31 protein-coding genes and 1 pseudogene are annotated in these 26,379 nt (G+C 47.2%); 3 read left to right on the top strand and 29 right to left on the bottom strand.

Annotated features, from left to right (window positions below):
* Positions 1-12 precede the first annotated feature (12 nt).
* From atpG to spoIIR, 16 genes are all read right to left on the bottom strand, one after another.
* Positions 13-876 carry an ATP synthase F1 subunit gamma gene (gene atpG, locus C5I45_RS02045; protein WP_003151172.1) on the bottom strand — a complete coding sequence of 288 codons (864 nt, stop codon included), beginning with the start codon at positions 874-876 and terminating at the stop codon, positions 13-15.
* 75 nt (positions 877-951) lie between these two features.
* Positions 952-2,460: a F0F1 ATP synthase subunit alpha gene (gene atpA, locus C5I45_RS02040; RefSeq protein ID WP_003151170.1), complete on the bottom strand. Its 1,509-nt coding sequence runs from the start codon at positions 2,458-2,460 to the stop codon at positions 952-954.
* A 16-nt stretch (positions 2,461-2,476) separates the two neighbouring features.
* Entirely contained in the window at positions 2,477-3,022 is a 546-nt protein-coding gene (locus tag C5I45_RS02035; protein ID WP_003151169.1) for a F0F1 ATP synthase subunit delta, read from the bottom strand.
* Positions 3,019-3,531, bottom strand: coding sequence for a F0F1 ATP synthase subunit B (atpF, locus tag C5I45_RS02030; protein WP_003151168.1), 513 nt, complete (start codon positions 3,529-3,531; stop codon positions 3,019-3,021). The genes C5I45_RS02035 and atpF overlap by 4 nt, the downstream gene beginning before the upstream one ends.
* 142 nt (positions 3,532-3,673) lie before the next feature.
* Complete coding sequence (gene atpE, locus C5I45_RS02025) at positions 3,674-3,886, bottom strand: F0F1 ATP synthase subunit C (RefSeq protein WP_003151167.1); 213 nt, start codon at positions 3,884-3,886, stop codon at positions 3,674-3,676.
* Positions 3,887-3,931: 45 nt separating this feature from the next.
* Positions 3,932-4,666, bottom strand: a complete 735-nt coding sequence (gene atpB / locus C5I45_RS02020; protein WP_003151158.1) for a F0F1 ATP synthase subunit A — start codon at positions 4,664-4,666, stop codon at positions 3,932-3,934.
* A gap of 7 nt (positions 4,667-4,673) precedes the next feature.
* Entirely contained in the window at positions 4,674-5,057 is a 384-nt protein-coding gene (gene atpI / locus C5I45_RS02015) for an ATP synthase subunit I (protein ID WP_003151155.1), read from the bottom strand.
* 420 nt (positions 5,058-5,477) lie between these two features.
* The gene (gene upp, locus C5I45_RS02010; protein WP_015387576.1) at positions 5,478-6,107 is read right to left on the bottom strand and encodes a uracil phosphoribosyltransferase; all 630 of its coding nucleotides are present in this window, start codon (positions 6,105-6,107) and stop codon (positions 5,478-5,480) included.
* A 134-nt stretch (positions 6,108-6,241) separates the two neighbouring features.
* Complete coding sequence (glyA, locus tag C5I45_RS02005) at positions 6,242-7,489, bottom strand: serine hydroxymethyltransferase (protein WP_107994200.1); 1,248 nt, start codon at positions 7,487-7,489, stop codon at positions 6,242-6,244.
* A gap of 146 nt (positions 7,490-7,635) precedes the next feature.
* Positions 7,636-8,178, bottom strand: coding sequence for a TIGR01440 family protein (locus tag C5I45_RS02000; protein ID WP_107994199.1), 543 nt, complete (start codon positions 8,176-8,178; stop codon positions 7,636-7,638).
* Positions 8,179-8,191: 13 nt separating this feature from the next.
* The gene (gene rpiB / locus C5I45_RS01995; RefSeq protein WP_003151149.1) at positions 8,192-8,641 is read right to left on the bottom strand and encodes a ribose 5-phosphate isomerase B; all 450 of its coding nucleotides are present in this window, start codon (positions 8,639-8,641) and stop codon (positions 8,192-8,194) included.
* Between the two features lie 133 nt (positions 8,642-8,774).
* The gene (locus C5I45_RS01990; protein WP_003151148.1) at positions 8,775-9,230 is read right to left on the bottom strand and encodes a low molecular weight protein arginine phosphatase; all 456 of its coding nucleotides are present in this window, start codon (positions 9,228-9,230) and stop codon (positions 8,775-8,777) included.
* 73 nt (positions 9,231-9,303) lie between these two features.
* Positions 9,304-9,861 (bottom strand): manganese efflux pump MntP, encoded by a 558-nt coding sequence (locus C5I45_RS01985; protein WP_003151147.1) that lies wholly within the window; start codon positions 9,859-9,861, stop codon positions 9,304-9,306.
* Between the two features lie 67 nt (positions 9,862-9,928).
* Entirely contained in the window at positions 9,929-10,969 is a 1,041-nt protein-coding gene (locus C5I45_RS01980; RefSeq protein WP_003151146.1) for an L-threonylcarbamoyladenylate synthase, read from the bottom strand.
* A 156-nt stretch (positions 10,970-11,125) separates the two neighbouring features.
* Positions 11,126-11,569, bottom strand: coding sequence for a GNAT family N-acetyltransferase (locus C5I45_RS01975; RefSeq protein WP_003151145.1), 444 nt, complete (start codon positions 11,567-11,569; stop codon positions 11,126-11,128).
* A gap of 70 nt (positions 11,570-11,639) precedes the next feature.
* Positions 11,640-12,320 (bottom strand): stage II sporulation protein R, encoded by a 681-nt coding sequence (gene spoIIR, locus C5I45_RS01970; protein WP_003151144.1) that lies wholly within the window; start codon positions 12,318-12,320, stop codon positions 11,640-11,642.
* Between the two features lie 161 nt (positions 12,321-12,481).
* Between spoIIR and C5I45_RS01965 the strand changes: the two genes are divergently transcribed.
* Complete coding sequence (locus tag C5I45_RS01965; RefSeq protein WP_003151143.1) at positions 12,482-12,856, top strand: UPF0715 family protein; 375 nt, start codon at positions 12,482-12,484, stop codon at positions 12,854-12,856.
* Here the strand turns inward: C5I45_RS01965 and C5I45_RS01960 are convergent.
* From C5I45_RS01960 to prfA, 3 genes are all read right to left on the bottom strand, one after another.
* Positions 12,843-13,121 carry a DUF5316 family protein gene (locus tag C5I45_RS01960; RefSeq protein WP_041481929.1) on the bottom strand — a complete coding sequence of 93 codons (279 nt, stop codon included), beginning with the start codon at positions 13,119-13,121 and terminating at the stop codon, positions 12,843-12,845. The two genes, C5I45_RS01965 and C5I45_RS01960, sit on opposite strands and share 14 nt — an antisense overlap.
* Positions 13,122-13,191: 70 nt before the next feature.
* Positions 13,192-14,052: a peptide chain release factor N(5)-glutamine methyltransferase gene (gene prmC, locus C5I45_RS01955; protein ID WP_003151141.1), complete on the bottom strand. Its 861-nt coding sequence runs from the start codon at positions 14,050-14,052 to the stop codon at positions 13,192-13,194.
* 1 nt (position 14,053) lies between these two features.
* A complete protein-coding gene (prfA, locus tag C5I45_RS01950) occupies positions 14,054-15,124 on the bottom strand; it encodes a peptide chain release factor 1 (protein ID WP_003151139.1) in 1,071 nt (356 codons plus the stop codon).
* 111 nt (positions 15,125-15,235) lie between these two features.
* Between prfA and gloA2 the strand changes: the two genes are divergently transcribed.
* Positions 15,236-15,619 (top strand): SMU1112c/YaeR family gloxylase I-like metalloprotein, encoded by a 384-nt coding sequence (gene gloA2, locus C5I45_RS01945; RefSeq protein WP_003151138.1) that lies wholly within the window; start codon positions 15,236-15,238, stop codon positions 15,617-15,619.
* Positions 15,620-15,729: 110 nt separating this feature from the next.
* On the top strand, positions 15,730-16,293 hold the full coding sequence (gene racA, locus C5I45_RS01940) for a chromosome-anchoring protein RacA (RefSeq protein WP_003151137.1): 564 nt from the start codon (positions 15,730-15,732) through the stop codon (positions 16,291-16,293).
* 33 nt (positions 16,294-16,326) lie between these two features.
* On the opposite strand, the gene C5I45_RS01935 is transcribed toward racA, so the two are convergent.
* From C5I45_RS01935 to C5I45_RS01895, 10 genes and pseudogenes are all read right to left on the bottom strand, one after another.
* A complete protein-coding gene (locus tag C5I45_RS01935; RefSeq protein WP_003151136.1) occupies positions 16,327-17,283 on the bottom strand; it encodes an AEC family transporter in 957 nt (318 codons plus the stop codon).
* 86 nt (positions 17,284-17,369) lie between these two features.
* On the bottom strand, positions 17,370-19,067 hold the full coding sequence (gene malS, locus C5I45_RS01930) for an oxaloacetate-decarboxylating malate dehydrogenase (RefSeq protein ID WP_003151135.1): 1,698 nt from the start codon (positions 19,065-19,067) through the stop codon (positions 17,370-17,372).
* A gap of 276 nt (positions 19,068-19,343) precedes the next feature.
* Entirely contained in the window at positions 19,344-19,934 is a 591-nt protein-coding gene (locus C5I45_RS01925) for a thymidine kinase (protein ID WP_014306007.1), read from the bottom strand.
* 84 nt (positions 19,935-20,018) lie between these two features.
* Positions 20,019-20,219 carry a 50S ribosomal protein L31 gene (gene rpmE, locus C5I45_RS01920; protein ID WP_003151132.1) on the bottom strand — a complete coding sequence of 67 codons (201 nt, stop codon included), beginning with the start codon at positions 20,217-20,219 and terminating at the stop codon, positions 20,019-20,021.
* A 122-nt stretch (positions 20,220-20,341) separates the two neighbouring features.
* Positions 20,342-21,628: a transcription termination factor Rho gene (rho, locus tag C5I45_RS01915; protein ID WP_003151107.1), complete on the bottom strand. Its 1,287-nt coding sequence runs from the start codon at positions 21,626-21,628 to the stop codon at positions 20,342-20,344.
* Positions 21,625-21,833, bottom strand: a pseudogene (locus tag C5I45_RS20185) (hypothetical protein). The gene rho and the pseudogene C5I45_RS20185 overlap by 4 nt, the downstream one beginning before the upstream one ends.
* A 201-nt stretch (positions 21,834-22,034) precedes the next feature.
* Entirely contained in the window at positions 22,035-23,000 is a 966-nt protein-coding gene (glpX, locus tag C5I45_RS01910) for a class II fructose-bisphosphatase (RefSeq protein WP_003151105.1), read from the bottom strand.
* Between the two features lie 33 nt (positions 23,001-23,033).
* Positions 23,034-24,323: a UDP-N-acetylglucosamine 1-carboxyvinyltransferase gene (locus C5I45_RS01905; protein ID WP_015387571.1), complete on the bottom strand. Its 1,290-nt coding sequence runs from the start codon at positions 24,321-24,323 to the stop codon at positions 23,034-23,036.
* 310 nt (positions 24,324-24,633) lie between these two features.
* Positions 24,634-25,272 (bottom strand): fructose-6-phosphate aldolase, encoded by a 639-nt coding sequence (gene fsa / locus C5I45_RS01900; protein ID WP_003151103.1) that lies wholly within the window; start codon positions 25,270-25,272, stop codon positions 24,634-24,636.
* A 118-nt stretch (positions 25,273-25,390) separates the two neighbouring features.
* Entirely contained in the window at positions 25,391-26,248 is an 858-nt protein-coding gene (locus C5I45_RS01895) for a class II fructose-bisphosphate aldolase (protein ID WP_003151102.1), read from the bottom strand.
* Positions 26,249-26,379: the final 131 nt, after the last annotated feature.

Raw genomic sequence — 26,379 nt, 5'->3', positions numbered from 1 at the left:
GACAAAATCTTTCTATTCTAAAGCGGCTGCACCGCCGACAATTTCGGTAATTTCTTGTGTAATCGCCGCTTGACGCGCGCGGTTATATGAAAGCGAAAGTGAATCAATGAGTTCTTTCGCATTATCAGTCGCATTTTTCATTGCTGTCATTCTCGCAGCGTGTTCACTTGCTTTACTGTCAAGAAGCGCGCCGTAAATTAAGCTTTCCGCATATTGAGGAAGCAGCACTTCGAGCACCTCTTCTTCATCCGGTTCGAACTCGTAAGAAGCCGTGCGCTTCCCGCCGCTCGTTCCGAAATCCGTTAAAGGCAGCACTTTTTTCTCCGTCACTTCCTGTGAAATCGCACTGACGAAATGGTTATACACCAAATGCAGTTCATCAAAAGCGCCGTCGATAAACATTTGAACCGTCTGACGGGTCAAATCTTTAATCTGAGCAAAAGTGACCTCGTCGCCAAGCCCCACTAACTCAGACAAAATCGGCATCTCCCGTTTTTTGAAGAAATCGCGGCCGACTCTGCCGATTGCAATCACCGTGTATTCATCTTTAGACTGATGGCGTTCTTGAATGGTGCGGTAAGCGTTTCGCAAAACCGAACTGTTAAACGCACCCGCAAGCCCGCGGTCAGACGTAATGACGAGATACGCCGTCTTTTTCACTTCTCTTGAGACAAGCATCGGGTGTTTCGCGTTTTTCGCGCCTTTTCCGACGTTAAACACAACCTCCTGGATCTTATCCATATACGGAGCAAATGACTTCGCGTTGGTTTCCGCACGGTTCAGCTTCGCAGCGGATACCATCTGCATGGCTTTTGTAATCTGGCTTGTTTTTTTCGTTGACGTGATCCTTGACTTAATATCGCGTAATGAGGCCAAAGATTTCACCACCTTTATTCTTCATTTGCGTAAAAAGAGAGAAAAAGAGAACCTTTTTCTCTCATCTTCTAAGGGTTAGTTGCTTGGTGCAAATGTGCGTTTGAAGCCTTCGATTGCAGCTTTGAAGTCTTCATCAGCAGGAAGGTTTCCTGTTTTCGCAATGCCGTCAAGCAGATCTTTATGGTTTTGATCAAGGTACATGTAGTACTCTTCTTCAAAACGTCTGATATCCGCAACCGGAATATCATCAAGATATCCTTTTGTCAGCGCATAAAGAATGGCTACCTGTTTTTCAACCGGAAGCGGCTTATTCAAGTCTTGCTTCAGCACTTCAACTGTACGCGCACCGCGGTTCAGTTTCGCCTGAGTCGCCTGGTCAAGATCAGATCCGAATTGGGCGAATGCTTCAAGTTCACGGTATGAAGCAAGGTCAAGACGCAATGTTCCAGCTACCTTTTTCATCGCTTTGATTTGGGCTGACCCGCCGACACGGGATACGGATAATCCGGCATTGATCGCAGGACGCACGCCTGAGAAGAATAGGTCGGATTGAAGGAAAATCTGTCCGTCAGTAATGGAAATGACGTTTGTCGGGATATAAGCGGAGATATCTCCTGCTTGTGTTTCGACGAACGGCAGCGCCGTAATTGATCCTGCGCCTTTAGCGTCACTCAGCTTGGCTGCGCGCTCAAGCAGACGGGAGTGAAGATAGAATACATCCCCAGGGAATGCTTCACGGCCCGGCGGACGGCGAAGAAGCAATGACAGCTCACGGTAAGCGGCAGCTTGTTTGGATAAATCATCATATACGACGAGAACGTGCTTGCCGTTGTACATGAATTCTTCACCCATTGTCACCCCTGCATACGGTGCAAGGTAAAGAAGCGGAGCCGGCTGTGAAGCGGATGCCGTCACGACAATCGTGTAATCAAGCGCGCCGTGCTTACGAAGTGTTTCCACCACGCCGCGTACTGTAGATTCTTTTTGGCCGATCGCTACGTACACACAGATCATGTCTTGATCTTTTTGGTTTAAGATTGTATCAATCGCAACAGATGTTTTACCTGTCTGACGGTCCCCGATAATCAGCTCACGCTGTCCGCGGCCGATCGGAATTAACGCGTCGATCGCTTTGATACCCGTTTGCAGCGGCTCATGTACCGATTTACGGTCCATTACGCCTGGAGCCTGGCTTTCGATCGGACGTGTTTTGCTTGTCAGAATCGGACCCAGTCCGTCTACCGGCTGTCCGAGCGGGTTGACGATACGTCCGATTAATTCTTCACCTACAGGAACTTCCATGATGCGGCCCGTTCTTTTGACCTCATCACCTTCGCGGATATCTCTGTAAGGTCCTAAGATAACGATACCTACGTTGGATTCTTCAAGGTTTTGAGCCATACCCAAAACGCCGTTTGAAAACTCAACAAGTTCACCGGCCATACAATTGTCAAGGCCGTGTACACGCGCAATACCGTCTCCGACTTGGATGACTGTACCTACGTCATGAACTTCAATTTCAGATTGGTAATTTTGAATTTGCTGCTTTATCAGCGTGCTAATCTCTTCAGCTTTGATGCTCACTTAGGTTTCACCCCTTCTATCGATTTCCTCCGGCAAGTTGACGTTCCATGCGCTCAAGCTTTCCGCTTACGCTTCCGTCATAAATCCGGTTTCCAATGCGGACTTTAATGCCGCCTATTAAATCCGTCTGCACTTCATTTCTGATTCTGAGCGAAGCGATTCCGGCTTTTTTTGCAAACACTTGAGACAATGATAACATTTCCGCTTCTGACAGCGGTTTTACTGAATAAACAACCGCATCCTCTGTCTGACGGGCCTGATTGGCAAGTTTGATAAACTCGTCTGTGAGATCAGGCACAATCGAAGACCGGCGGCGGTCAATCAGAAGAAAAATCGTATGCAGCACAGACTCAGACAGTGCGCCGAACGATTGCTGAATCAGCTCTTTTTTCTTAGCGGCCGATACCTTCGGATGGCTTAGCACTTCCTGTAATCCGGCTTCGTTCCGGAACACTTCTTTTAGTACGGTAAGCTCTTCTTCGATTTCATTGATTTGAGAAGTCTCAACGGCAATGTCGAAAAGCGCTGACGCGTATCGTTTAGAGACAGCAGATCCACTCATCGGCTTTCTCCTACCTCTTTAAGATAGTCCTGAATCAGTTGTTCCTGGGCTTGTTCATCAAGCTCTTTTTCAATCACTTTCGATGCGATTAAGACAGAAAGTGATGCGACTTGCTCGCGAAGTGCGGAAACCGCTTGTTCTTTTTCTTTGACAATTTCGGTTCTCGCCGCTTCTTTCAATCTTTCAGACTCGGCGCGTGCAGCCTGGATAATGTCTTCCTTCTGCTTTTCACCCAGTTTTTTCGCATTTTCAATGAGTGATTGTGATTCCTGTTTCGCTTCTTTTAAAAGAACGCGCTGCTCTTCAATCAGCTTCTGCGCTTCTTTATTTCTTTCTTCAGCGGACGTAATTTCGCCGGCGATATGATCTTCACGCTGTTTCATTATATTTAATAGCGGTCCCAGAGCGAATTTCTTGAGAAGCGCTAATAAAACTAACATAGCTAACAATTGGAATAGGATATCTCCGCCGTTAAACGACAGTCCTAATTCAAGAGGTAATTGAGACATCTACTACGGCAACTCCCTTCTGCAGGTTTTCTCTGCTGATAAAAAGCCGTTTCGGGACGGCCTGCTTATCAGACATAAAGCAATGGCGAAGGTTCTCTTAGAGTGATCTTCGCCATTTTTAGTTCATATAAGGCTTTTTTGCTTAGCCAAAGAACGCTAAGAACGCGATAACGACAGCGATAATCGGAAGGGCCTCAACCAATGCGATACCCATGAACATAAGAGTTCTAAGTTCTTTTCCTGCTTCCGGCTGACGGGCGATTCCCTCTACCGTACGTGAAACGATCAGACCGTTACCAATACCTGCACCAAGTGCACCTAAACCGATTGCAATTGCAGCTGCTATTAAATTCATGAAAAAGTTCCTCCTTTAAAATGTTATCCGAATGGATATATGATTTTAATGATCATGACTGATTTTGTGTGACATGTACACCATCGTCAGCATCGTAAAGATAAATGCCTGGATGGTACCGATGAACAAGCTGAATGCCTGCCATGCAAGCATCGGAATAATGGCTCCGACTGTGCCGACCAAACCGAGAAAGAAACTGTTTGAGTAGAAATTCGTCGCCAGATTCGCAAGCAGGCCAAGAAGAATTTCCCCGGCGAAAATGTTACCGTAAAGACGAAGTCCGAGTGTCAGCGTATTCGCAAACTCCTCAATGATCTTCATCGGGAACATAAGCGGAACCGGTCTGAGGTAATCCTTAGAGTATTCCTTCAAACCTTTCATCTTCACGCCGTAATAGTGCGTTAACGACACAACCATAACGGCTAGAGTCAGAGTAATAGCCGGATCGGCCGTCGGTGATTTCCACCAAAGCTCGTGTCCGACCGTTACAGAAAACGGCAGCCCTAGCATATTTGATACAAATATGTACATCAGCAAGGTTACACCAAGCGCCAAGAAGTTAGCCCCTGTTTTTAAATCCATTGTACTGCCTATAATATTGCGGACAAAATCAACAATCCATTCCATGAAGTTCTGGGCTTTTCCCGGACGGATGGACAGCGTTCTTGTAGTAAGAATCGCAATCAGCAGCACAATCACACTTGCCACAGTAATCATCAGAATGTTTGTCAGATTAAAAGTAAGACCAAACAAATCAATAGTTCTGTAATCGTGATTCAATGGGTTTTCACCTCTCTTCCATTGATGAACGTTTGAGCTGAATAATGGAATCTATCATAATGACGGGATAAATTGTCATTAATCCAATAATCACACTTGCCACACTGACTTTATCGGGATATTTAAAGGCGACAGCCATCGCAAGTATCGCATTGCACCAACGCGCTGCGCTCCCGAGTGATCGTATGGACTTTCCTTTCGCCACGGCCTTGTCAAAAGCATTCATTCTTCTGGTCAAGAGCCACAAATTAAACAAACTGAAAACAGTTCCCAAAAAGAGGCCTAAAAAAACAGTTTTATACGCCGTAAGACCATATCCCAGCAAATAGATTGCTAAGATTACAAATACATATCTCCGTTGTCTGCTGAATGTAAGATTGGGATCGTCCATCAACTATCTGTCTCCTGATGAAAATGTAATATAATTCCTGGATACGGCAAAACATGCGGTTAACCCTTGCAGAAGGCCTTTTTTGTCCGCAAAACGGCCTGTTCGAAAAAACCACTCATCCTCCTGATGCTACGGGATGCTGTTTCATTCGCTTAGATAAATCCTCATATAACGGGTTTTTTTGGAGGATTTAAAATGAGGATGGATACTAGAAATGAAAGGGATGAAAACCTTCTCATAATACCCTCGTTTAGCATACAATAGCCCCTAACATGTGTCAATCTGTTTAAAGTTAAAAAACTTTTTATACCGGAAGCATACACAGAATGTTCACAAATTCACCTATAAATGTATGAACTCTGCCCATTCAGCTAAAATCTGGATAAAAAAAAGAAAACCCCCTGAATGAGGTTTTCCGATTTATTTGGTTCCGTACAGTCTGTCACCCGCGTCACCGAGGCCCGGAACGATATAGCCTTTTTCATTCAGTTTTTCATCAAGGGCGGCGATATAAATATCAACGTCAGAATGATGTTTCTGCAGCTCTTCCACGCCTTCCGGAGCCGCTACAAGACACATAAAACGAATGTTTCTCGCGCCGCGCTTTTTCAGGCTGTTGATCGCTTCCACCGCAGAGCCTCCCGTAGCAAGCATCGGATCCACGACAATAAATTCGCGTTCTTCTACATCAGAAGGAAGCTTGACATAGTATTCCACCGGTTTTAAGGTTTCCGGATCACGGTATAATCCGACATGTCCCACTTTAGCGGCCGGGATTAATTTCAGCATGCCGTCAACCATTCCGAGACCCGCTCTCAGGATCGGCACGATACCGAGTTTCTTCCCTGAAATCACTTTGGATGTCGCTGTTTGAACAGGTGTTTTCACTTCCACTTCTTGAAGAGGAAGATCACGTGTAATTTCAAACGCCATCAGTGATGCGACTTCATCCACAAGGTCTCTGAAATCCTTTGTGCCTGTATTTTCATTCCGAATATATGTCAGCTTATGCTGGATTAAAGGATGATCAAATACGTAAACCTTTCCCATACTGTGTTCAGCTCCTTTTTTGTTGTCCGAGTGACTTTTTCACACTTCTATTGATTCTACAGAAAAAGACAAACAGTTTCAAGAAAATCATAAAAAAACCCGCCGGATTAAGGTTCCGGCGGGTTTCTTCCTTATTAATAGTCCAGTTCTTTATATAAAGGAAACTTTTCAGTCAAGGCAGATACGCGCTTTTTCGCTTCTTCAAGTTTTGCTTCGTCTTCATGATTTTTCAGCGCGAGGCCGATGATGGCGCCGACTTCTTCAAGCGCGTCACCGTCAAAGCCGCGGCTTGTCACAGCCGCCGTACCGAGACGGATTCCGCTTGTGACGAACGGTTTTTCCGGATCGTAAGGGATCGCGTTTTTATTAGATGTAATGCCGATTTCATCAAGAACGTGTTCAGCGACTTTTCCGGTCAGTCCGAGAGAACGGAGGTCGACAAGCACAAGGTGGTTATCCGTTCCGCCTGATACGAGCTGAATGCCCTCTTTGTTCAGAGACTCAGCCAGGCGCTTCGCGTTCGAGATGACGTTTTGCGCATATGTTTTGAAATCATCTTCAAGCACTTCTCCGAAAGAAACGGCTTTTGCCGCGATAACATGCATAAGCGGTCCGCCTTGGATTCCCGGGAAAATGGATTTATCAATCTTCTTGCCGAACTCTTCACGGCAAAGGATCATTCCTCCGCGGGGTCCGCGAAGTGTTTTGTGAGTCGTTGTCGTTACAAAGTCAGCGTAAGGAACCGGATTCGGATGAAGGCCGGCTGCGACAAGACCCGCGATATGCGCCATGTCTACCATGAAGTAAGCGCCGACTTCATCAGCGATTTCACGGAATTTTTTAAAGTCGATCGTGCGGGGGTATGCGCTCGCTCCGGCAACGATGAGTTTCGGCTTATGCGCCAGCGCTTTTTCACGCACATCTTCATAATCTATATATTGCGTGTCTTTATCGACACCGTATTCTACAAAGTTGTATTGAACGCCGCTGAAATTAACCGGGCTTCCGTGTGTTAAGTGGCCGCCGTGGGAGAGGTTCATCCCGAGCACCGTGTCGCCGTGCTCTAAAATCGTGAAGTAAACAGCCATGTTCGCCTGAGCGCCTGAGTGCGGCTGAACGTTTACATGCTCAGCTCCGAAAATCTCTTTCGCGCGGTCGCGGGCGATGTCCTCAACGACATCAACATGCTCACAGCCGCCGTAGTAGCGTTTGCCGGGGTAGCCTTCAGCATATTTGTTTGTTAAAACAGAGCCTTGTGCTTCCATTACCGCTTCCGTCACGAAGTTTTCAGAAGCAATTAATTCGATCTTAGTCTGTTGACGCTTACGCTCATCTTTGATGGCGTTAAACACTTGTTTATCTTGTACAGGTAAATGTTTCATCAGCGAGATCCTCTCCTATCCGTTTCCTGTTCTTTATTTTTACCACCTTATTGTACATGGTTTTTCAGGTGAATGTAACAGCTTATTTAAAAAAATCACGAAATTTAATTAGAAAACACGAACATTATAGAGGAAAAGTATTTTCATCATTCGCATTCATAAACGGCGCGAATTCCGCCTATCAGCTTCGGTCTTGTCCGGGCCATCGTCACATGTGCTTCTCCAAGCTCACGGCTCGATATCCGGACAGGGACGACAACGGGTTTCAGATGCATGCCGATGAACGTATCACCAATGTCAATCCCGGCGTCAGCCTGAATCGATTCAGCGAGCACTGGAGAACGCATCTGCCGGTATGCATAAGAGGCCATCGCTCCGCCCGCTTTCGGGACGGGGACGGCTGAAACAATGGGGAGCCTGAACCGCTCGGCCGTTTCCGCTTCAATGACAAGCGCCCTGTTTAAATGCTCGCAGCATTGAAAAGCAAGATGCACACCCGTTTTTTCCTTAAACCGGTTAAGTCCGCCGTATATCAATTCAGCCCAATCCCCGCTTCCGGCGGTGCCGATCCGGCTTCCGGCGGCTTCACTTGTACTGCACCCGATCACCAGCAGACTGCCGTCCGTCAGTCCTGCCTGCTCTTGAAACTCAGTCAGCATGTCCGTCCATTTTTGCTTCATCTCTTCCATTGTCCAGCACCTCTTACAGATTTTTTTCTTCGTAATCTGCGATTTTGCCGATCCGCCGTTCGTGGCGGCCGCCCGTAAATTCAGTCGTCAGCCAGACTTTTGCGATTTCGCGCGCCAGCCCCGGGCCGATGACGCGTTCGCCCATCGCAAGAACATTCGTGTCATTGTGTTCACGCGTCGCTTTTGCGCTGAAGGTGTCATGGGCAAGCGCACAGCGTATGCCCTTTACCTTATTTGCGGAGATGCTCATGCCGATGCCTGTGCCGCAAATTAAAATTCCCCTGTCAGCTTCGCCGTTCACCACTTTTTCCGCTACCGGAAAAGCGTAGTCTGAATAATCGACAGAGCCGGCGCCGCATTCACAGCCCATATCAATGTATTCAATCTGCAATTCATCCAAAAGACTTTTTATTTCTTCGCGGATATGGACGCCGCCGTGATCTGACGCAATAGCTACTTTCATTCATTTACCTCCTAGGTGTGGCTGGGCGAAGACAGCCCAGTGTGCTTGTCCTTTTTATTACGAAATCCGTTGATTTCATTCTACTCTTTCACATTCGTTTTGCAAATGACCTGTTTGCAGATTTTCTGACAGATTACTTGCTTTTCCCGTCAAGCAATTGATCAGCCAAAAGGGTTAGCAGCTCCTCCAGTTCGTCCCGCGTCTGTTTATAAACATCAAGCGGACCGCCGAAAGGGTCAGAGATATCGCCGTTTTCCCCCGTTACGTATTCTTTAATGGTAAAGACTTTGCCCTGACTGTTTTGATATCGGCCTTCAATCAGCTGTTTATGCTGTTCGGTCATCGCCAGCACCAGATCGGCCGTCTCGATATGTTCTTCCGATAAGGGAGATGAACTGTGATTGAGGGCGATCCGTTTTTCAAACAGCGCTTCTACGGCATGAGCCGACGCTTTTCCGTGCGGAGACGCGAATACGCCGGCCGAGCTTACGCTGACATCCAGCCCTTTCGTTTCTGCTATGGATTTAAAAAGAGCCTCAGCCATGGGACTGCGGCACGTATTGCCTGTACAAACAAAGATTATTTTCATGTCCGTCACCTCTTACTGCCTATTATAAATGAAGAAAAAAGAAACGGCATCTTCGTTTCTTTTTTTACGTATCTTATATCGGTAAAAGCAGTTTCAGCCCGAATCCGATCAAAATGGCTCCGCCAAGCGCTTCGCTGTAGGAGCCGAGCCATGACTGCACCTTTCTTCCCGCCAAAAGGCCCGCCCATGTTAAAACGGTGCTGAAGACCCCGAACAGCGTAACGGCCAGAAACGGATTGGAGCCGTTCATCCCGAGACTGAGCCCGACAGAAAAGCTGTCCAGACTGACACCGACCGCAAACAGCAACAGTCCCGAGCCTGCCGGAGATATGAGCGGCCCGTCTGACTGTTTAAACGCGGCGATCATCATCTGCACCCCTAAAATGAAAAGAAGAGATCCGCCGATGTAAACGGCGAGCATCCCCAGAAAACCGGACAGCAGATGCCCGGCCGCCATTCCCACAAGCGGCATCATGACATGAAACAGCCCGATGACAACCCCTATATGAAAAATCTGTTTTTTCTTCAGCTGAATCATTCCCATTCCGAGCCCGACGGAAAAGGCATCCGTCCCCAAAGCAAATGCCATGATGCTTAAGGAGACAAGTTCCCCGATGAATAGATTCGACATGAATAAAAACCCCCTTGGACGTGCCCGCTTGTTTAGCTTATGCATGTCCGATAAGGGGTAGAACAAGTTAATGGATAACGGTGCCGCCTGCGGCTTTCATCAGCCTGTTCATAACGGCGAGCCCCACTCCGGTATCCGGAAAGGACTCAGAAATAATCATATCCACTTCCGCTTCATCAAAGCTGCGGAGCGCATCGTATAAGGCGGACGCCACTGTTTCAAGGTCGGCGCGTCTGCCGCAGACCTTGATATAATCAGCCTGGTAACTATCGGCGTTCTCTTCAGTTGTCAAAATGCCGATTCGTTTTCCCCGGCTTTTATATGCGTCTGCCAGTTCTTGAATTCTCCGGGCGCCGCCGTCGGCAATAGCCATCGGCGCAGAAGGCGCGTAATGTGTATATTTCATACCGGGAGAAATAGGAACCTCATCTTCTTCGGTCAGCCCTTTATCCACAAGAACCGGACCGGCGGCGGATTCAATCTGCTCTTTTGTCACGCCGCCCGGACGAAGCAGCACGGGCTGTTTCCCCGTACAGGACAGAACGGTTGATTCCACTCCGATTCCCGTCGCGCCGCCGTCCACAATACCGGCAATACGGCCGTTTAAATCATGAGCTACATGCTCGGCCTTCGTCGGGCTCGGTTTTCCTGATAAATTGGCGCTCGGCGCGGCGATCGGCAGTCCGGCCGAGCTGATGAGGGCTAATGCTGCCGGATGATCAGGCATTCTGACCGCTACCGTCTCAAGTCCCGCGGTGACACGGGGTGACAGCACACCGGGCTTACACGGCAGGACAAGGGTCAGCGCCCCCGGCCAGAATAGCTCCATAAGCTTTTTCGCCGTCTCAGGAATATGGCTGATAAAACGATCAAGCTGGCTGATATGGGATATATGCACAATCAGCGGGTTATCGCTCGGCCTTCCTTTCGCCTCATATATTTTCGTTACGGCTTCCGTATTTTCAGCGTTAGCGCCCAGTCCGTAAACGGTTTCTGTCGGAAAAGCCACAACCTCATTCTGCCGGAGCAATTCCGCGGCTTGTGTAATTTGGGGATCGGTTGTGGATAATTCTGCGGAACAATCCACAAACCATCTTCTTGTTTTCATGTATAACCAAACTCCTTATTTTAAAGCGGTAAAACTTTATTTTCTCTCGTGTATTCCTTTTGAAAGTATAAAAGATGTCCTTTAATAAAACAAGCGTTATCCACAAACTGTGGACAACACTTTTTAATAAGTGGATAACCTTGTGTATAAGTTAGATCAGGCAGAGGTTTTCACCATTAAAAACGAACCTTCTGTGCATAACGAGTTGCGGAAATGTTCGGACGTATACAGTTCATCAGGCGCATCGGCGCACGCTTCAAATCCCATCACATTCAGAAACTCAGCAGATGAGGGCTGATTGGCGACTAAGTAGACATCTTGAATCTCATGTTTTTTGCACAGCACATCCATACTTTGAAACAGTGTAACGATATGGCTTTGATTCAGCCTGTCCGACATGACGAGTGAACGGAGAAGTCCTTTTCCGCCGCTGAATTTTTCGATCCCGAGACAGGCGGCAATCTTTTTTTCGCTGTCTTCCAGCACGATAAACCGGCTGATCTGCTGATCGATTTCCGCATGTGCCGTATCAGACTTTTTCAAAAAGGCCTCCAGCGCCTCCGTATCTTGATCTCTTGCCACTCTCAGCTGATAAAACATATATTTCCCTCCGTTTCGATCAACTCTTTCTTCCAATCTATGAATCGAATCCGGATTTATGCCTTTTGCTTCAGGAAAATAGATCTGAAATCCAATCGACGAGGAAAAACTTCACTTCGGTATCATCGTCATCTTTATTTTCTTTCTTCGCTTTATCAGCCTTTGCTTTTACGTCATCCAGCACTTTTTCTGTCTGTTTCTGCGTTTCTTCCTGCTTCTGTCCGCCGTCTTCCTGATCTTTCACCGCTTCGCCGTTTGAGAAATCAAGGAAGCACAGCGGCGGAAACAAGACGCACCACCAGTTGGCGCCCTCGCCATTGCCGAGTGTAATTAAAATGGCTTCATATTTTCCGGCCGGATAGACCATATTGCCGTACAGCTTTGTCGGAAACGAGATTTTATTGAATTGAACTGAAACGGATTGATGCGCACCCTTTTCTTTCATCGTTTGTTTGGCGATTTCTTTAATTTCAGGAAGCTTCGAACGAATGAGCCGCCGCGCTTCTTCAATGGAAGTGATATCTTTCACCCAGTCTGTGATTTGCTTGTTTACAGCATCTCTGATCTGGCGCTTGAGCTTTTGATCTTCATCGTTATCACTGTTGGCCAAAATTCTGAGCCGGATCGCTTCATCCGGTATGACGACGGGCTCATCGGCTGATGCCCGCGCCGTTTCTTCTTTTGTCAAACCCGCAAGCGCTCCTGATAATAAAAGAAAAATATATATGCAGATCATCATTGTCTGTTTCATCGGTCCCCACCGTTCCTCTCCGTGCTTTTTTTTATCTAGTCCCATTATGGACATGACGGAAAAGGTTTAAACCGGCGGGAAGAAAAAAATCTAGCAAGCTGATAATCTGCATTGACAGATTCAAAATATGGTACGATATTATTTTGATAGGAGGTTTTCAGATGAAATATAATTACACCGTGCTGCTGTCGGCGGCATGTATGTCTGTCATTTATTCTATTTTGTATGTTCATCAATTCATTATCGCGGCTTTCATTTCGATGGCGTTTTATTTTTTGTTTCCTTATTTGATTTTTGCGCTGCCGCTTCAATACTTTCTGAATAAAAAGCCGAAGAGATTTCATCCGCTGTATTTTCTTTATTATTTGGGGGTGTCGTTCATTGCAAACGGGATCATCTTCGGTCTTTTGCAGCCGTCAGGCCAATCTCTGTTTTCTAATTCAGCCTTTTATATCTTTGCGGTTTTAACAGCCGTCGTCTATTGGGTATGGGATTCCGTATTGCTGCAAAGACAAAATCCGGCTACAGAAGCGTAATCAGCAGACAGCCGGCTGAAGGGAGAGCGGCGCAAAAGAAAACGGCGGCCATCTTTAAACGGGCGCGCCGTCCTTCTTCTGTTTCAGAATGATAATTGGCCCGCTGCTCCGCTCCGCTTACGGCCAGCCCGGAAACGATGACCGCTGCGACGATAAGAACAGCCGTAACGGCGCCGAAAATGATGTCAAAGCCAAACGGCAGGACAAATCCAGCCGCATAAGCTGCGGCGGCGAGTATACATCCGAAGGCGAACGCTTTTTTCAAGGCGGATGCCCCTTTCATTTTCTTTCCATTGTAACAAAAGCCCGCCGTGTGCGTCACCGGCGGGCTTTTTTCATGATGTGATGACCGCGGATACGGTTCTGTCTTTTCCGTTGATGTCCTGTACGACTTCCACTTCCGCATTCGGAAAGGAATGACGGAACAGGTCTTTCACGGCTTTTCCCTGATTATATCCGATTTCAAAGACGACAAGCGCTTTATCTTTCATGACAAGAGGCAGCTCCTCCATAAACCGCTTGTAGAATTTCAAACCGTCACCGCCGTCCGTAAGAGCATGAAGCGGCTCATGGAAACGGACGATATCCGACAAATCCGCCATTTCTTCTTCAGAAATATACGGCGGATTGGAAACAATAATATCCGCTTTTATTCCTGATGAAATAAAAGGAGTTAACAGATCTCCCTGCAAAAAGCGGACGTCCGCTCCAAGGTTTTGCGCATTTCTTTCCGCCACCTGAAGCGCTTCTTTTGAAATGTCCGAAGCCGATACTGAAAAATGTCCGCATTCAAGCGCGAGCGTCACCGCAATGGCTCCGCTCCCCGTACCGATATCAATGACGTTCAGGCGTTCTCCCTCAGAAAACACCCGCTTCTGTCTGTCCAGCAGATGAAAGACGACTTCTTCCGTTTCCGGACGCGGAATGAGAACATCGTCATTCACAAAGAATTCCCTGCCGTAAAACTGTTCTTTCCCGATAATATATTGAATCGGAACGCCTTCTTTATGCATTTCCACATGCCGTCTGAATCGGTAAAGCTCGTCCTCGCCGACGGGCTCCTGCAGACTTGCGAGAAGCTTGCTCCGATCCATTCCGGTATCATTTAACAGCAGCAGCTCGGCCGCGTTTTTTTCTCTTCCCGCTTCGGTTAAATAAGAAGAAGCCCAGCTTAGGGCTTCAAAAACGGTCTTCATCTTAATTTTCCGCCTGCTGGAGCTTGCTTGACTGGTCTTCTACGATTAACGCTTCAACCACTTCATCAAGCTTGCCTTCCAGGATTTGATCCAGCTTTTGAATCGTCAGGCCGATACGGTGATCCGTCACACGGTTTTGCGGGAAATTGTATGTGCGGATACGCTCGGAACGGTCGCCTGATCCGACGGCTGATTTACGGGTCTGATCATATTCAGCCTGAGCTTCCTGCTGGAATTTGTCATAGATTCTGGCGCGGAGCACCTTCATCGCTTTTTCTTTATTTTTAATCTGAGATTTTTCATCCTGACAGGATACGACGACACCGGTCGGTAAATGCGTCAGGCGTACGGCCGACATCGTCGTATTTACGCTTTGTCCGCCCGGTCCGCTTGATGCGAATGTATCGACGCGGATGTCTTTTTCGTGGATGTCCACTTCTACTTCTTCCGCTTCAGGAAGACACGCCACCGTCGCCGTGGATGTATGAATACGGCCGCCTGATTCCGTTTCCGGCACACGCTGTACGCGGTGCGCGCCATTTTCATACTTCAGCTTGGAGTATGCGCCTTTTCCCGTAATCATAAAGATGATTTCTTTGTAACCGCCCGTTCCGGTCACGTTTGCTTCCATGACTTCAGTCTTCCAGCCTTGGATTTCAGCGTAACGGGAGTACATTCTGTAGAGATTTCCCGCAAACAGCGCGGCTTCTTCTCCTCCCGCTGCTCCGCGGATCTCCATGATTACGTTTTTGTCATCGTTCGGGTCTTTCGGGATGAGGAGCACTTTCAAACGCTCTGATAAGGTTTCCGTCTCTCCCTGCAGTTCGGAGATTTCTTCCTTCACCATTTCTCTCATATCGGCATCAAGCTTTTCCTCAAGCATCGCTTTCGCATCGGCAAGCTGTTCTGATGCGTCTCTGTATTGTCTATAGACTTCAACGGTTTCTTGTATATCAGATTGCTCTTTCGAATATTCTCTAAGCTTTTTCGGATCGTTGACCACTTCCGGATCACTTAAAAGCTCATTTAATTTTTCGTATCGTTGTTCAATTGACTGTAAACGGTCTAACACGGTCTTCACCTCTGTTTTCCTGTGCGTAACATTCTCATTATAGTATAGGGCTTATCACCAGTCAAAAGCAATTCGCCTCTGTTATACTGAAGCAAAAAAGGAGGGGCGGATATGCTGAAATCCATCCACCATATAGCAATCATATGCTCTGATTATGAAAAGTCGAAAGCTTTTTACACCGAGATACTCGGTTTTGGCATTATAAAAGAAACATACCGAAAGGAACGGGAATCTTATAAACTCGATCTGGCGCTGGACGGCGCGTATGCGATTGAATTGTTTTCCTTTCCCGATCCGCCCGAACGGCCGACCAGACCGGAAGCCGCGGGTCTCAGGCATCTCGCCTTCACCGTAAACGATCTTGAAGCAGCCGTCAGGGAGTTAAAGGAAAAGGGCGTCGGCACAGAACCGATCAGAACCGATCCGCTGACGGGGAAACGGTTTACCTTTTTCTTCGATCCCGACAAGCTTCCGCTTGAATTGTATGAAGCGTAACGTTTTTTGAAGAAATGCCGCTTTCTTTGGCGAATTCCTTCTTGTTTTGTCTAACATGAAGGGAACGCCGCCTCATGGTCGAATACCTAGCAAAAAGGAGGTATGTGATCATGAATACAAACATGGCCGCGAAAGAGCTCGGCGTCTCCGCAAAAACGGTGCAAAGGTGGGTCAAGCAGCTGAATCTTCCGGCTGAACGGAATGAGCTCGGACATTATTCCTTTACACCTGAGGATCTTGATGTGCTGAAATCGGTCAAACGGCAAATTTCTGAAGGCACTGCCCTTCTGGACGTTCAAGTGCCCCGGCAGCCGAAAAAACGGACGGGCTTCATTTTGCAGCGTCCGAAAATCAATGGCGGCGCTGAACAAAGGTTGGCAGAGCTGGAGCGTAAACTGGACATTCTCACGAAAGAGAAACAGGATGAGAACCATCTGCTTTCAAGGATAGAGGAGCTTGAACGCCAGCTGAAACAAAAGGCGGATGAAGGGGTGTCTTATCAGCTTCTTCAGCACAGACGGGAAATTGACGACCTCAATACCGAATTGCAGACATTGGCCTCCCGCATCCAGGAACTTGCCCAGACAGCTCCCCTCTCAGAAACAGCCGCTTCTTCAGAACATAAGAAACCCAGAAAAAAAACGAGATTTTCGCCTTTTAAATTTCAATTCTAATCAAAAAAGCTCCCTGAAACAGGGAGCTTTTCATTATGCAGTCAGCGCAATGATGATCGGCAGTGAGATAAGAGATAAAATCGCACTGATCACGAACGCGGACGCAGTTTCTTCCTCTTGTTTTTCGAAACGTGTGGCAATCATCGCCGCTACCGCAGATCCAGGGAATGCGACGAGCAATACCGCTTTAGTGATCTGGTCAGCCGGAAGTCCGACTGCAAGAGCGATCAAGTACATCAGCGCAGGCTGAACGGCAACTTTTAACAAAGCGATACCGAAAGCCGGCAGACTGAGCTTGATGTTGCGGATACCGACAGTTACACCGACGGCAAAGAGTGCAACACCTGATGTTGTGCTTCCGAGCTGATCAAGCATTTTTTCACCCAAGCCAGGGAGTGTTACACCGCAGAGTACCAGGATGATACTGATAAGCGGTGCAGCCGCAAGCGGTTCGGAAAGACCGTGAAGAATAGACTTACCAGTCATTTTCCAGAAGTTCTCGTTTTCGCTGTCTTGTTTCTTAGATGACTCACCGACTGTAGCGATAATGATCGCAAGCGGGTCAAGGATGGCGTTAACCACGATACCCGTAACGGCGATAGGAATCGCTACTTCGTTTGCTCCGAATAAGCTTCCGAGTACCGGAATACCCATAAATGCAAATGTCGGCTGTGCAGAGTTTAAAGAAAATACAGATGAATTCGTTAAATCATACTTGAAGATAAATTTGCAAACCAACAAAATGACGATAAAGAATCCGACAATCCCAATGATCAAAGCGATCATTAAAGGAACCTGTGATAAAAACGCACTTCTTGAAGTGGTTAAAATACTTGCGATAAAATGCGCCGGAAGCGCGTACTTCGTAACTAAGGTGCTTACCCCTTTTGCTGACTTCGCGTCATAACTTCCGAAGCGACCTGCGAACCATCCCAGCACGATCACGAAAAAGATCGGCGCCAGGAGGATTAAAATATCTAAGAAGCTCAAAATATTCTCCTCCAAATCCTTAATGTCCGTATACTTTAGCCTTTACATAAAAGCTTTCCCTCGGACTGTAAAATTAATCGTAAAAATTATTTAGCGATAACTTGTTTATATTGCGGTTTCCACATTGCATCAAGAACGGCTTGTTCTACATTCTCAGGAATGCGGTTTGCCACGCCTTCTTTAATGGCAGTTTCCGCTACGGCGATCGCAACTTTAATTGAAACTTCTTGTAAGTCGCTCATGCTCGGCAGAAGGCCTGCACCCGGTGTTTCAAAATCAACGCTTTCTGCGATTGCGTCAGCAGTTGCCGCAAACATTGCAGGAGTAATCACTTTCGCTTCTACAACGATTGAACCGAGACCAAGTCCAGGGAACGCGAATGCGTTGTTAGATTGTCCGATTTCATGAGAAACGCCATTGTACTCTACATTGTCAAACGGGCTTCCTGTCGCCACAAGCACTTTGCCGTCAGTCCATTTGAATAGATCGCTAGGAACGGCTTCAGCAAGCGGTGTCGGGTTAGACATCGGCATGATGACCGGACGCTCAACGTGTTTTGCCATTTCTTTGACGATTTCTTCACTGAACGCGCCGCTTTGGCCTGATGTACCGATTAAGATTGTCGGTTTCGCTTGACGGATCACTTCAATGAAAGGAATTTGTCCGTTTTCATCGCGTTTCCAATCTTTAATTTCTTCAGCTGTGCGCAGGTACGGCTCTTGGAAATCAAGAATGTTTTCCATACCTTCAATTAACAAGCCTCTGTAGTCCATTGTGTAGAACGCTTTGTTGGCTTCTTCTTCAGAAAGACCGGCAAGCACCATAGTGTCGCGGATTTGGTCAGCGATTCCGATTCCGGCAGATCCCGCACCGAAGACAACCACACGCTGGTCTTTAATAGACGCGCCTGTTTTCTTCATAGCCGCAAGCACACCTGCAAGCGTAATCGCGCCTGTTCCTTGAATGTCATCGTTGAATGTAAGAATTTCATGATTGTATTTCTTCATGATATTGCGCGCGTTTTTGTTTCCAAGGTCTTCCCAGTGAAGAAGAGCTTTAGGGAAATATTTAAGCGCAGCTTTTACATAAGCGTCAATGAAAGCTTCATAACGTTCGCCTTGGATACGTTCATGGCGGTTACCGATGTATAAAGGATCGTTCAGAAGTTTTTCATTGTTCGTACCGACGTCAAGAACGACAGGAATAACACGGCTTGGGTCAATACCGGCAGCAGCTGTGTATACGGCTAATTTACCGATGGCGATGTTGATACCGCCTACACCCCAGTCACCGATTCCGAGGATGCTTTCTGAGTCTGTCGCAACGATCAGATCAATATCTCCGGCAGTGGCATGAAGGTTTTCAAATGCCTCTTCGATTCCTTCTACATTGTCGATAGAAAGGTAAATCCCTTGAGGTCTTCTGTACTCATGGCTGTATTCTTGAATCGCTTCACCGACAGTCGGTGTGTAAACAACCGGTAGCATTTCACGAAGATGGTTTTGAAGCAATTTAAAGAAAAGAACTTCGTTACGGTTTTGCAAATCATTCAAATACACGTTTTGGCGAAGGCGGTCCGGCTGAGCTTGAAACTGCTCGTATGCGCGTTTTGCCTGCTCATCAAGAGACAGAATGGTCGGAGGAAGCAGCCCGTCTAATCCAAGGCTTTTTCTTTCTTCTGCTGAAAACGCAACACCTTTATTTAAAGTAGGGATAGATAGAACTTCTTTTCCTCTTAAAGTAGTTTCTAAGTTGCCTTCCTTCGTTACTTTAATATTATTCAAGAAAATCTCCTTCTTTCTTCAAATAGTTAACAAAGTTAAGTAATTACCCATTTTGGCTAGTGTGATCGCGATCTGCTATATCTTTTTTTGACAATTATTCGAACAATGTCTCATAACTATTTACATTACTTAGTCATTTTATGCCTGTAAAAATGAAAATTCAAGAGATGAAAATTACTTAATTTTTTCATACTCTTTTTTAAGTTAATTAACTACAATTTTTGAAAAACCGTCAAAAAAACACCGGATTTTTTACCGATGTTTTCATGAAAAGGGTTATTTATCAGTCTGTTTTTTCGGCACTTCGTGGTGATGTCTGCATCTCGCTTCGTATGACTCCGACGCGCCGACTAAAATGACCGGATCATCATAGGAAGCGGGCTTCCCGTCAATCAAACGCTGCGTACGGCTTGCCGGCGACCCGCAAACGGAGCAGACCGCCTGCAGCTTCGTCACTGATTCGGCAACCGCCATCAGATTCGGCACCACACCGAACGGCTCTCCCCGGAAATCCATATCAAGTCCGGCCGCGATGACACGATAGCCTTTATCCGCAAGCAAGGATAAGTCGCCGATGATCGATTCGCCGAAAAACTGCACTTCATCTACCGCGATGACGTCCGTGCTTTCACTGATATGATCCCATATTTCAGCCGAAGACGAGATGACGTGGCTTGTCATGGATGTGCCGTTGTGAGAAACGACGGCCTCCTCACTGTAGCGATTATCAATGGCAGGTTTGAACACCTTGACCTCCTGCTTCGCATATGTCGCTCTTTTCACTCTGCGGATCAGCTCTTCTGATTTCCCAGAGAACATGCTGCCGCATATCAGCTCAAGCCATCCGCTTTGCTTCATTATGTACATAGGCTATCCGCTCCCCTTTTTTTCCTGTTTATGGACATAAAAAACAGGCAAGAAGCAATTCTTGCCTGCCTGTAAAATCTATTATTACTTAAGACCGTATTTTTTGTTAAAGCGATCAACACGACCATCAGCAGAAGCGAATTTTTGACGTCCAGTGTAGAATGGGTGGCATTCAGAGCAAATCTCAACGCGTACCTCTTCTTTTACTGAGCCTGTTTCAAATTCATTTCCGCAAGCGCATTTAACTGTTGCTTTTTTGAAATTAGGATGAATTCCTGCTTTCATTGTATCCATCTCCTTCCGCCCTGAATCCCGTGTGGAAACAGAGTTATTATTCCGGAGCGAATCCGGAACGCATATGAGAGAATTATATCAGTCATTTACTGCATTTGCAAATACATTTTTTATCAGCGGCGGGCTGATGATGAAAGGTTTGCCTGCTTCCATTCTTGGTTGATCAGATCGAAGAATTCCTGATTCGTTTTTGTTTTTTTCATTTTTCTCATAAACTTCTCTGCGAAGTCCGGAGAATCAGACATCGATTTGCGGATCGCCCATAGACGGTCAAGATGCTCTTTCGGCACGAGCAGCTCTTCCTTCCGCGTGCCGGAGCGGCGGATATCGATCGCCGGGAAAATCCGTCTTTCCGCAAGAGAACGGTCAAGGTGAAGCTCCATGTTGCCCGTTCCTTTAAACTCTTCATAGATGACGTCATCCATCCGGGAGCCCGTGTCTACGAGCGCCGTCGCCAAAATGGTCAGGCTGCCGCCCTCTTCAATGTTTCTCGCGGCACCGAAAAAGCGCTTCGGACGATGGAACGCAGCCGGGTCAATCCCGCCGGAAAGCGTACGTCCGCTTGGCGGGATAACGAGGTTGTAGGCCCGTGCCAGGCGGGTAATGCTGTCCATCAGAATGATAACGTCTTTTTTGTGTTCAACGAGACGCATCGCCCGTTCAAGCACAAGCTCCGCTACCTTAATGTGATTTTCCGGCACTTCATCGAACGTCGAGCTGACGACATCGCCCGCTACGGAACGTTCAATATCCGTTACTTCTTCCGGTCTTTCATCAATTAAGAGAACGATCAATTCAGCGTCAGGCTGATTTGTCGTAATGCTGTTAGCGATTTCTTTTAACAGCATGGTTTTACCGGCTTTCGGCGGCGCCACGATCAGACCGCGCTGGCCGAAACCGACGGGAGCCATCATATCGAGAATTCTTGTTGAGAGATAATTCGGTTTCGTCTCAAGCACCATTTGGCGGTCCGGATAAAGCGGAGTCAGCGCGGGAAAATGAACGCGCTCTTTCGCAGATTCCGGATCGTCTCCATTTACCGCTTCAACGTGCAAAAGTCCGTAATAGCGTTCGTTTTCTTTCGGCGGACGCACCTTGCCGGATACTTTGTCACCGTTTCTTAAATCAAAGCGGCGGATCTGGGAAGCAGAAATGTAGATGTCTTCTGAGCTTGGCGAGTAATTAATCGGTCTGAGGAAGCCGAATCCTTCCGATTGGATGATTTCGAGCACGCCTTCCATAAACAGAAGATCCTCCTGCTCGGCGTTGGCTTTCAGGATGGCAAAGATTAATTCTTTTTTAGTCAGTTTGCTGTAGTAGGAGATTTTATAATGTCTGGCCAGTTCATATAGTTCTTTTAATTTCATATTTTCCAAAGAGGAAATAGATACGTCTTTCATAAAAACACCACGCTTTTCATAGTCAATGTATTGCTGTTTTCATTCAAATCGGCTGCTTCGCATGATTCCGCCAAAGCACATTCTTTTATAAAACGTTCAGGAACTTCTATCGGTAACACTTCCACCCATGATCGGCGCTTTTTTAAAAAAGGAATGTCTTAATGAGTTTTGAAGGAAGCGAGGACAAAAACTTGAGAAGATCAATATTTATATCGTCTGTATGCGGTAGAATTTGAAAATTTCCCAGTACTCAAAAGAAGGAATGACACAGAAAAATCGCAGCACTCTTTATTTTTACCTCATTTCAAAAAATTATTCAACTTAAATAATGCTTTGACATATAAATGATAGGGTTGACTCTTTTTTGCAAAAGAAAAGCGGGACTTTCCGTCCCGCTTTTCTCTATTTATGGCCGGATCACAAGATTTGGTTTTTTCTTCAGGCTGTGTCTTCCGTCAACGAATCGGACCGTTCCTGATTTCGCCCGGATGACCAGGCTTTCAGTCGTGCCGACGGAGCCTTTGAACTGAACGCCTTTCAGCAGCTCTCCGTCCGTGACGCCCGTTGCGGCAAAAATGGCGTCATCCCCTCTCACAAGGTCCTCCATCCGGAGCACTTTGGATACATCAAGGCCCATTCGCTCACAGCGGGCCTGCTCTTCCGCACTTTGTGGCAGAAGCCTGCCGATGATTTCGCCGCCGAGCGCTTTTAACGCAACGGCAGACAGCACGCCTTCAGGAGCCCCGCCTGAACCGAAGAGAATGTCTACTCCCGTATGGTCAAAGGCCGTATTGATGGCGCCCGCGACATCGCCGTCGTTGATCAGTTTGATTCTGGCGCCCGCCTCACGCAATTCAGAGATGATTTTTTCGTGTCTGTCACGATTTAAAATGGTTGCCACGACATCTTCAATGTCTTTGTTTTTCGCTTTCGCAACGGCTTTTAAGTTATCAATGACAGGCGCTTCGATATCGATGCAGCCTACCGCTTCGGGACCGACCGCGATTTTTTCCATATACATATCCGGGGCGTTCAGCAATGTTCCATGGTCGGCGACCGCGATCACCGTCAGCGCATTCCAGCCGCCGCTCGCTACGATGTTTGTGCCTTCAAGAGGATCGACGGCGACATCGACGCGCGGGCCGTATCCGTTTCCAAGCTTTTCGCCGATGTAAAGCATCGGCGCTTCATCCATCTCGCCTTCCCCGATCACGACCGTGCCTTTCATCGGCACCGTGTCAAACACGTCACGCATTGCGCTTGTCGCCGCATCATCAGCTTCATCTTTTTTCCCGCGGCCCATCCATCTGGCAGATGCTAAAGCCGCCGCTTCAGTGACTCGAACCAATTCCATCGATAAGCTTCTTTCCATTTCAACACGATCTCCTCTCAAAAGTCCGCATTTCTATGAATTTTGGAGCTGTTCTATCTCTTCGTCCGTCAGCCTTTGCCGCCAGATTGTGGCGCCCAGACCTTCGAGTTTTTTCTCAAGATTGCTGTAGCCGCGGTCTAAATGTTCAAGACCGGTAATTTCGGTTACGCCGTCAGCCATGAGCCCGGCGACGACCAGACAAGCGCCTGCACGCAGATCGCTCGCCTTTACTTTTGCGCCCTGAAGCTCGGCCGGACCGGTGATAATGGCCGACCTGCCTTCCACTTTCATATTGGCCCCCATCCGTCTCAGCTCATCTATATGTTTAAATCGGGCCGAGTAGATGGTGTCGGTTACGACGCTCGTGCCGCTGGCTCTCGTTAACAGAGATGTCATCGGCTGCTGAAGATCAGTCGGGAATCCCGGGTAAACAAGCGTTTTCACGTCGACCGGTTTTATCTGCTTCTGCCCGCCGAGCATAAGAAGCTGATCGTCACTCGCCTCAATGTAAAAACCCATTTCCCTGAGCTTCGCCGTTAAAGACTCCAGGTGAGTCGGTATAACATTATCAATAATGACTTCTTTCCCCATCGCGGCGCCGGCGATCATAAAGGTGCCCGCCTCAATTCTGTCCGGAATGATCGTATGCCTGCATCCGTGCAGCTCTTTTACGCCGTCGATTCTGATTACATTGGTTCCCGCACCTTTGATCTTTGCGCCCATGCTGGTGAGCAATGTTGCAACATCAATAATCTCAGGTTCCTTGGCGGCGTTTTCTATCACGGTTTTACCTTCAGCCAGTACAGCGGCAAGCATGATATTAATCGTCGCTCCGACGCTGACGACATCTAAATAAATCCGTGCGCCTCTCAGCCTTTCGGCGCGCAGATAAATCGCGCCTTGTTCATTGGTGACTTCCGCTCCAAGCGCCTCAAACCCTTTGATATGCTGGTCAATCGGCCGCGGACCGAGATGGCATCCGCCCGGCAGTCCGATGACCGCCTGTTTGAAGCGGCCGAGCATCGCGCCCATTAAGTAATAGGAAGCGCGGAGTTTTTTCACTTTGCCGTTGGGAAGCGGCATGCTGATCATCGGGGAAGGGTCAACGACCATTTCTCCTTTTTCAAAATGGACGTTTCCGCCGATTTCTTTCAGCAGGTCACGCAGCGTTTCAATATCTGAGATCTCCGGAAGCCCTTCGATCGTTACTTCGGAATTTGCCAGAATGGTTGCGGGTATCAATGCGACGGCGCTGTTTTTCGCACCGCTGATATGTACGGTTCCGTTTAACGGATCGCCGCCGGCAATATTCAACTTTTCCATGATAGTCTCCTTCCATAAGAAGATAGCTGCGGAGCGTAAATAAAATGGCATTTTATTCTGTCTCTGCAAATAAAGCTCTTGTCCAAAATGTAGCCAATTCGAAGAGAAAGAATACAAGGACATTATAAAATAACAGGAAGAAAATAGCGAAGCTTTGCGGGGCATTTTTAACACAGGATGCACAGAGGCCCGCCGGGTTCATATTCCGGGGAAACACACTCTTCACTTTGATACTGAAGGCCCGCTGCCAAACAGGAAAACATAAGGGTGCGGCAAACGGATGCAACCGGTTTGCCGCCCTTTTCGCCCCTTATTTATTCCAGTCAGCCAAGAATTGCTCGATGCCTTTATCCGTTAACGGATGTTTCGTCAGCTGGTGAATGACTTTCAGCGGCATCGTACCGATATGCGCACCGCGTAAAGCGGCTTCAGTCACGTGCTGCGCATGACGGATGGAAGCTGCGATGATTTGAGTATCAATGTCATGAATGTCAAAAATCTGTCTTATTTCTGAAATCAGTTCAAGACCGTTATGGCCGATGTCATCCAGACGGCCTAAGAACGGAGATACATAAGTCGCCCCGGCTCTTGCCGCCAAAAGCGCCTGGTTGGCGCTGAAAATGAGCGTTACGTTTGTTTTAATGTTCAGGTCGCTCAGCGCTTTTACGGCTTTTAACCCTTCAGACGTCATCGGGATTTTCACCGTAATATTCGGCGCGATTTTCGCAAGTTCTTTACCTTCTTCAATCATTTCTTCAGCATTCAGGGAAATGACTTCCGCGCTTACTGATCCGCTCACGACTTCCGTAATCTCACGAAGTCTGTCATGGAAAGACACGTCAGCTTCTTTCGCCACTAAACTAGGGTTTGTCGTAACTCCGGCAAGAACGCCAAGTTCATAAGCTTCTTTAATCTCGTCAATGTTTGCTGTATCAATGAAAAATAACATAAGGAAAGCCTCCCCAGTAATAAATTTTCAGAACTGTAAAACATGATTGCGCTTTCTAAAGGTAAGACATAAAACCGCCTGTCAATGCTGTCAGGCGGTTTATGGATGTTACATTGGATTAAGCTTGGTTTGAAGAACCGAACTCACGCATTTTGCCGATAACCGTTTCTTTGATCGCTTCACGAGCAGGTCCAAGATATTTACGAGGATCGTATTCGTTCGGCTTAGCTGCCAATGTTTCGCGGACAGCTTTTGCAGAAGAAATTTGGTTTTCAGTGTTTACGTTGATTTTAGCCGTACCAAGTGAGATTGATTTTTTAATGTCGGCAGTCGGAATTCCTGTACCGCCGTGAAGTACTAACGGAAGGCCGGTTGATTTGCCGATATCTTCCATTTCTTTGAAACCGAGGTTCGGTTCGCCTTTGTAAGGGCCGTGAACAGAACCCAGTGCAGGTGCAAGGCAGTCGATGCCAGTGCGCTCTACAAGTTCTTGACACTCTTTAGGGTCAGCATAGATTACGCCTTCAGCGATCACGTCATCTTCCTGTCCGCCTACAGTTCCAAGCTCAGCTTCAACTGAAACGCCGTGGAAATGAGCAAGCTCAACCACTTTAGCTGTAGTTGCTACGTTTTCCTCAAACGGATGGTGAGATGCGTCGATCATTACAGAAGTGAAACCTGCATGAATCGCTTTCGCACAAGATTCAAAGCTTGAACCGTGGTCTAAGTGAATCGCGACAGGAACTGTCACTTTGTATTCTTCCATAAGAGCTTTAACCATGGCAACCACTGTTTTGAAGCCGCCCATGTAGCGTCCCGCGCCTTCTGAAACACCAAGAATAACCGGGGATTTTTCCTCTTCTGCTGCTTGTAAAATAGCTTGAGTGAACTCAAGGTTATTTAAGTTAAATTGTCCAACAGCATATCCTTTTTCTTTAGCTGTATTCAACATTTCCGTCATTGAAACTAAAGGCATGTCGAAAGTCCTCCTTATGTAGCCTGATTTGCTTCTTCTCGAAAAAAGCTTTCCACCTATAGCATGACCATAAAAACCTGTCATATGTAAAACAACAGATCGCTTTTTCTCCATCTCTAGGATACCAACTT

The organism is Bacillus sp. ZY-1-1 (assembly GCF_003047165.1).
GTDB classification, from domain to species: Bacteria; Bacillota; Bacilli; order Bacillales; family Bacillaceae; genus Bacillus; species Bacillus velezensis.
Note: the sequence above shows the minus strand (reverse complement) of the source record. Positions and strands in the feature narration are given on the sequence as shown.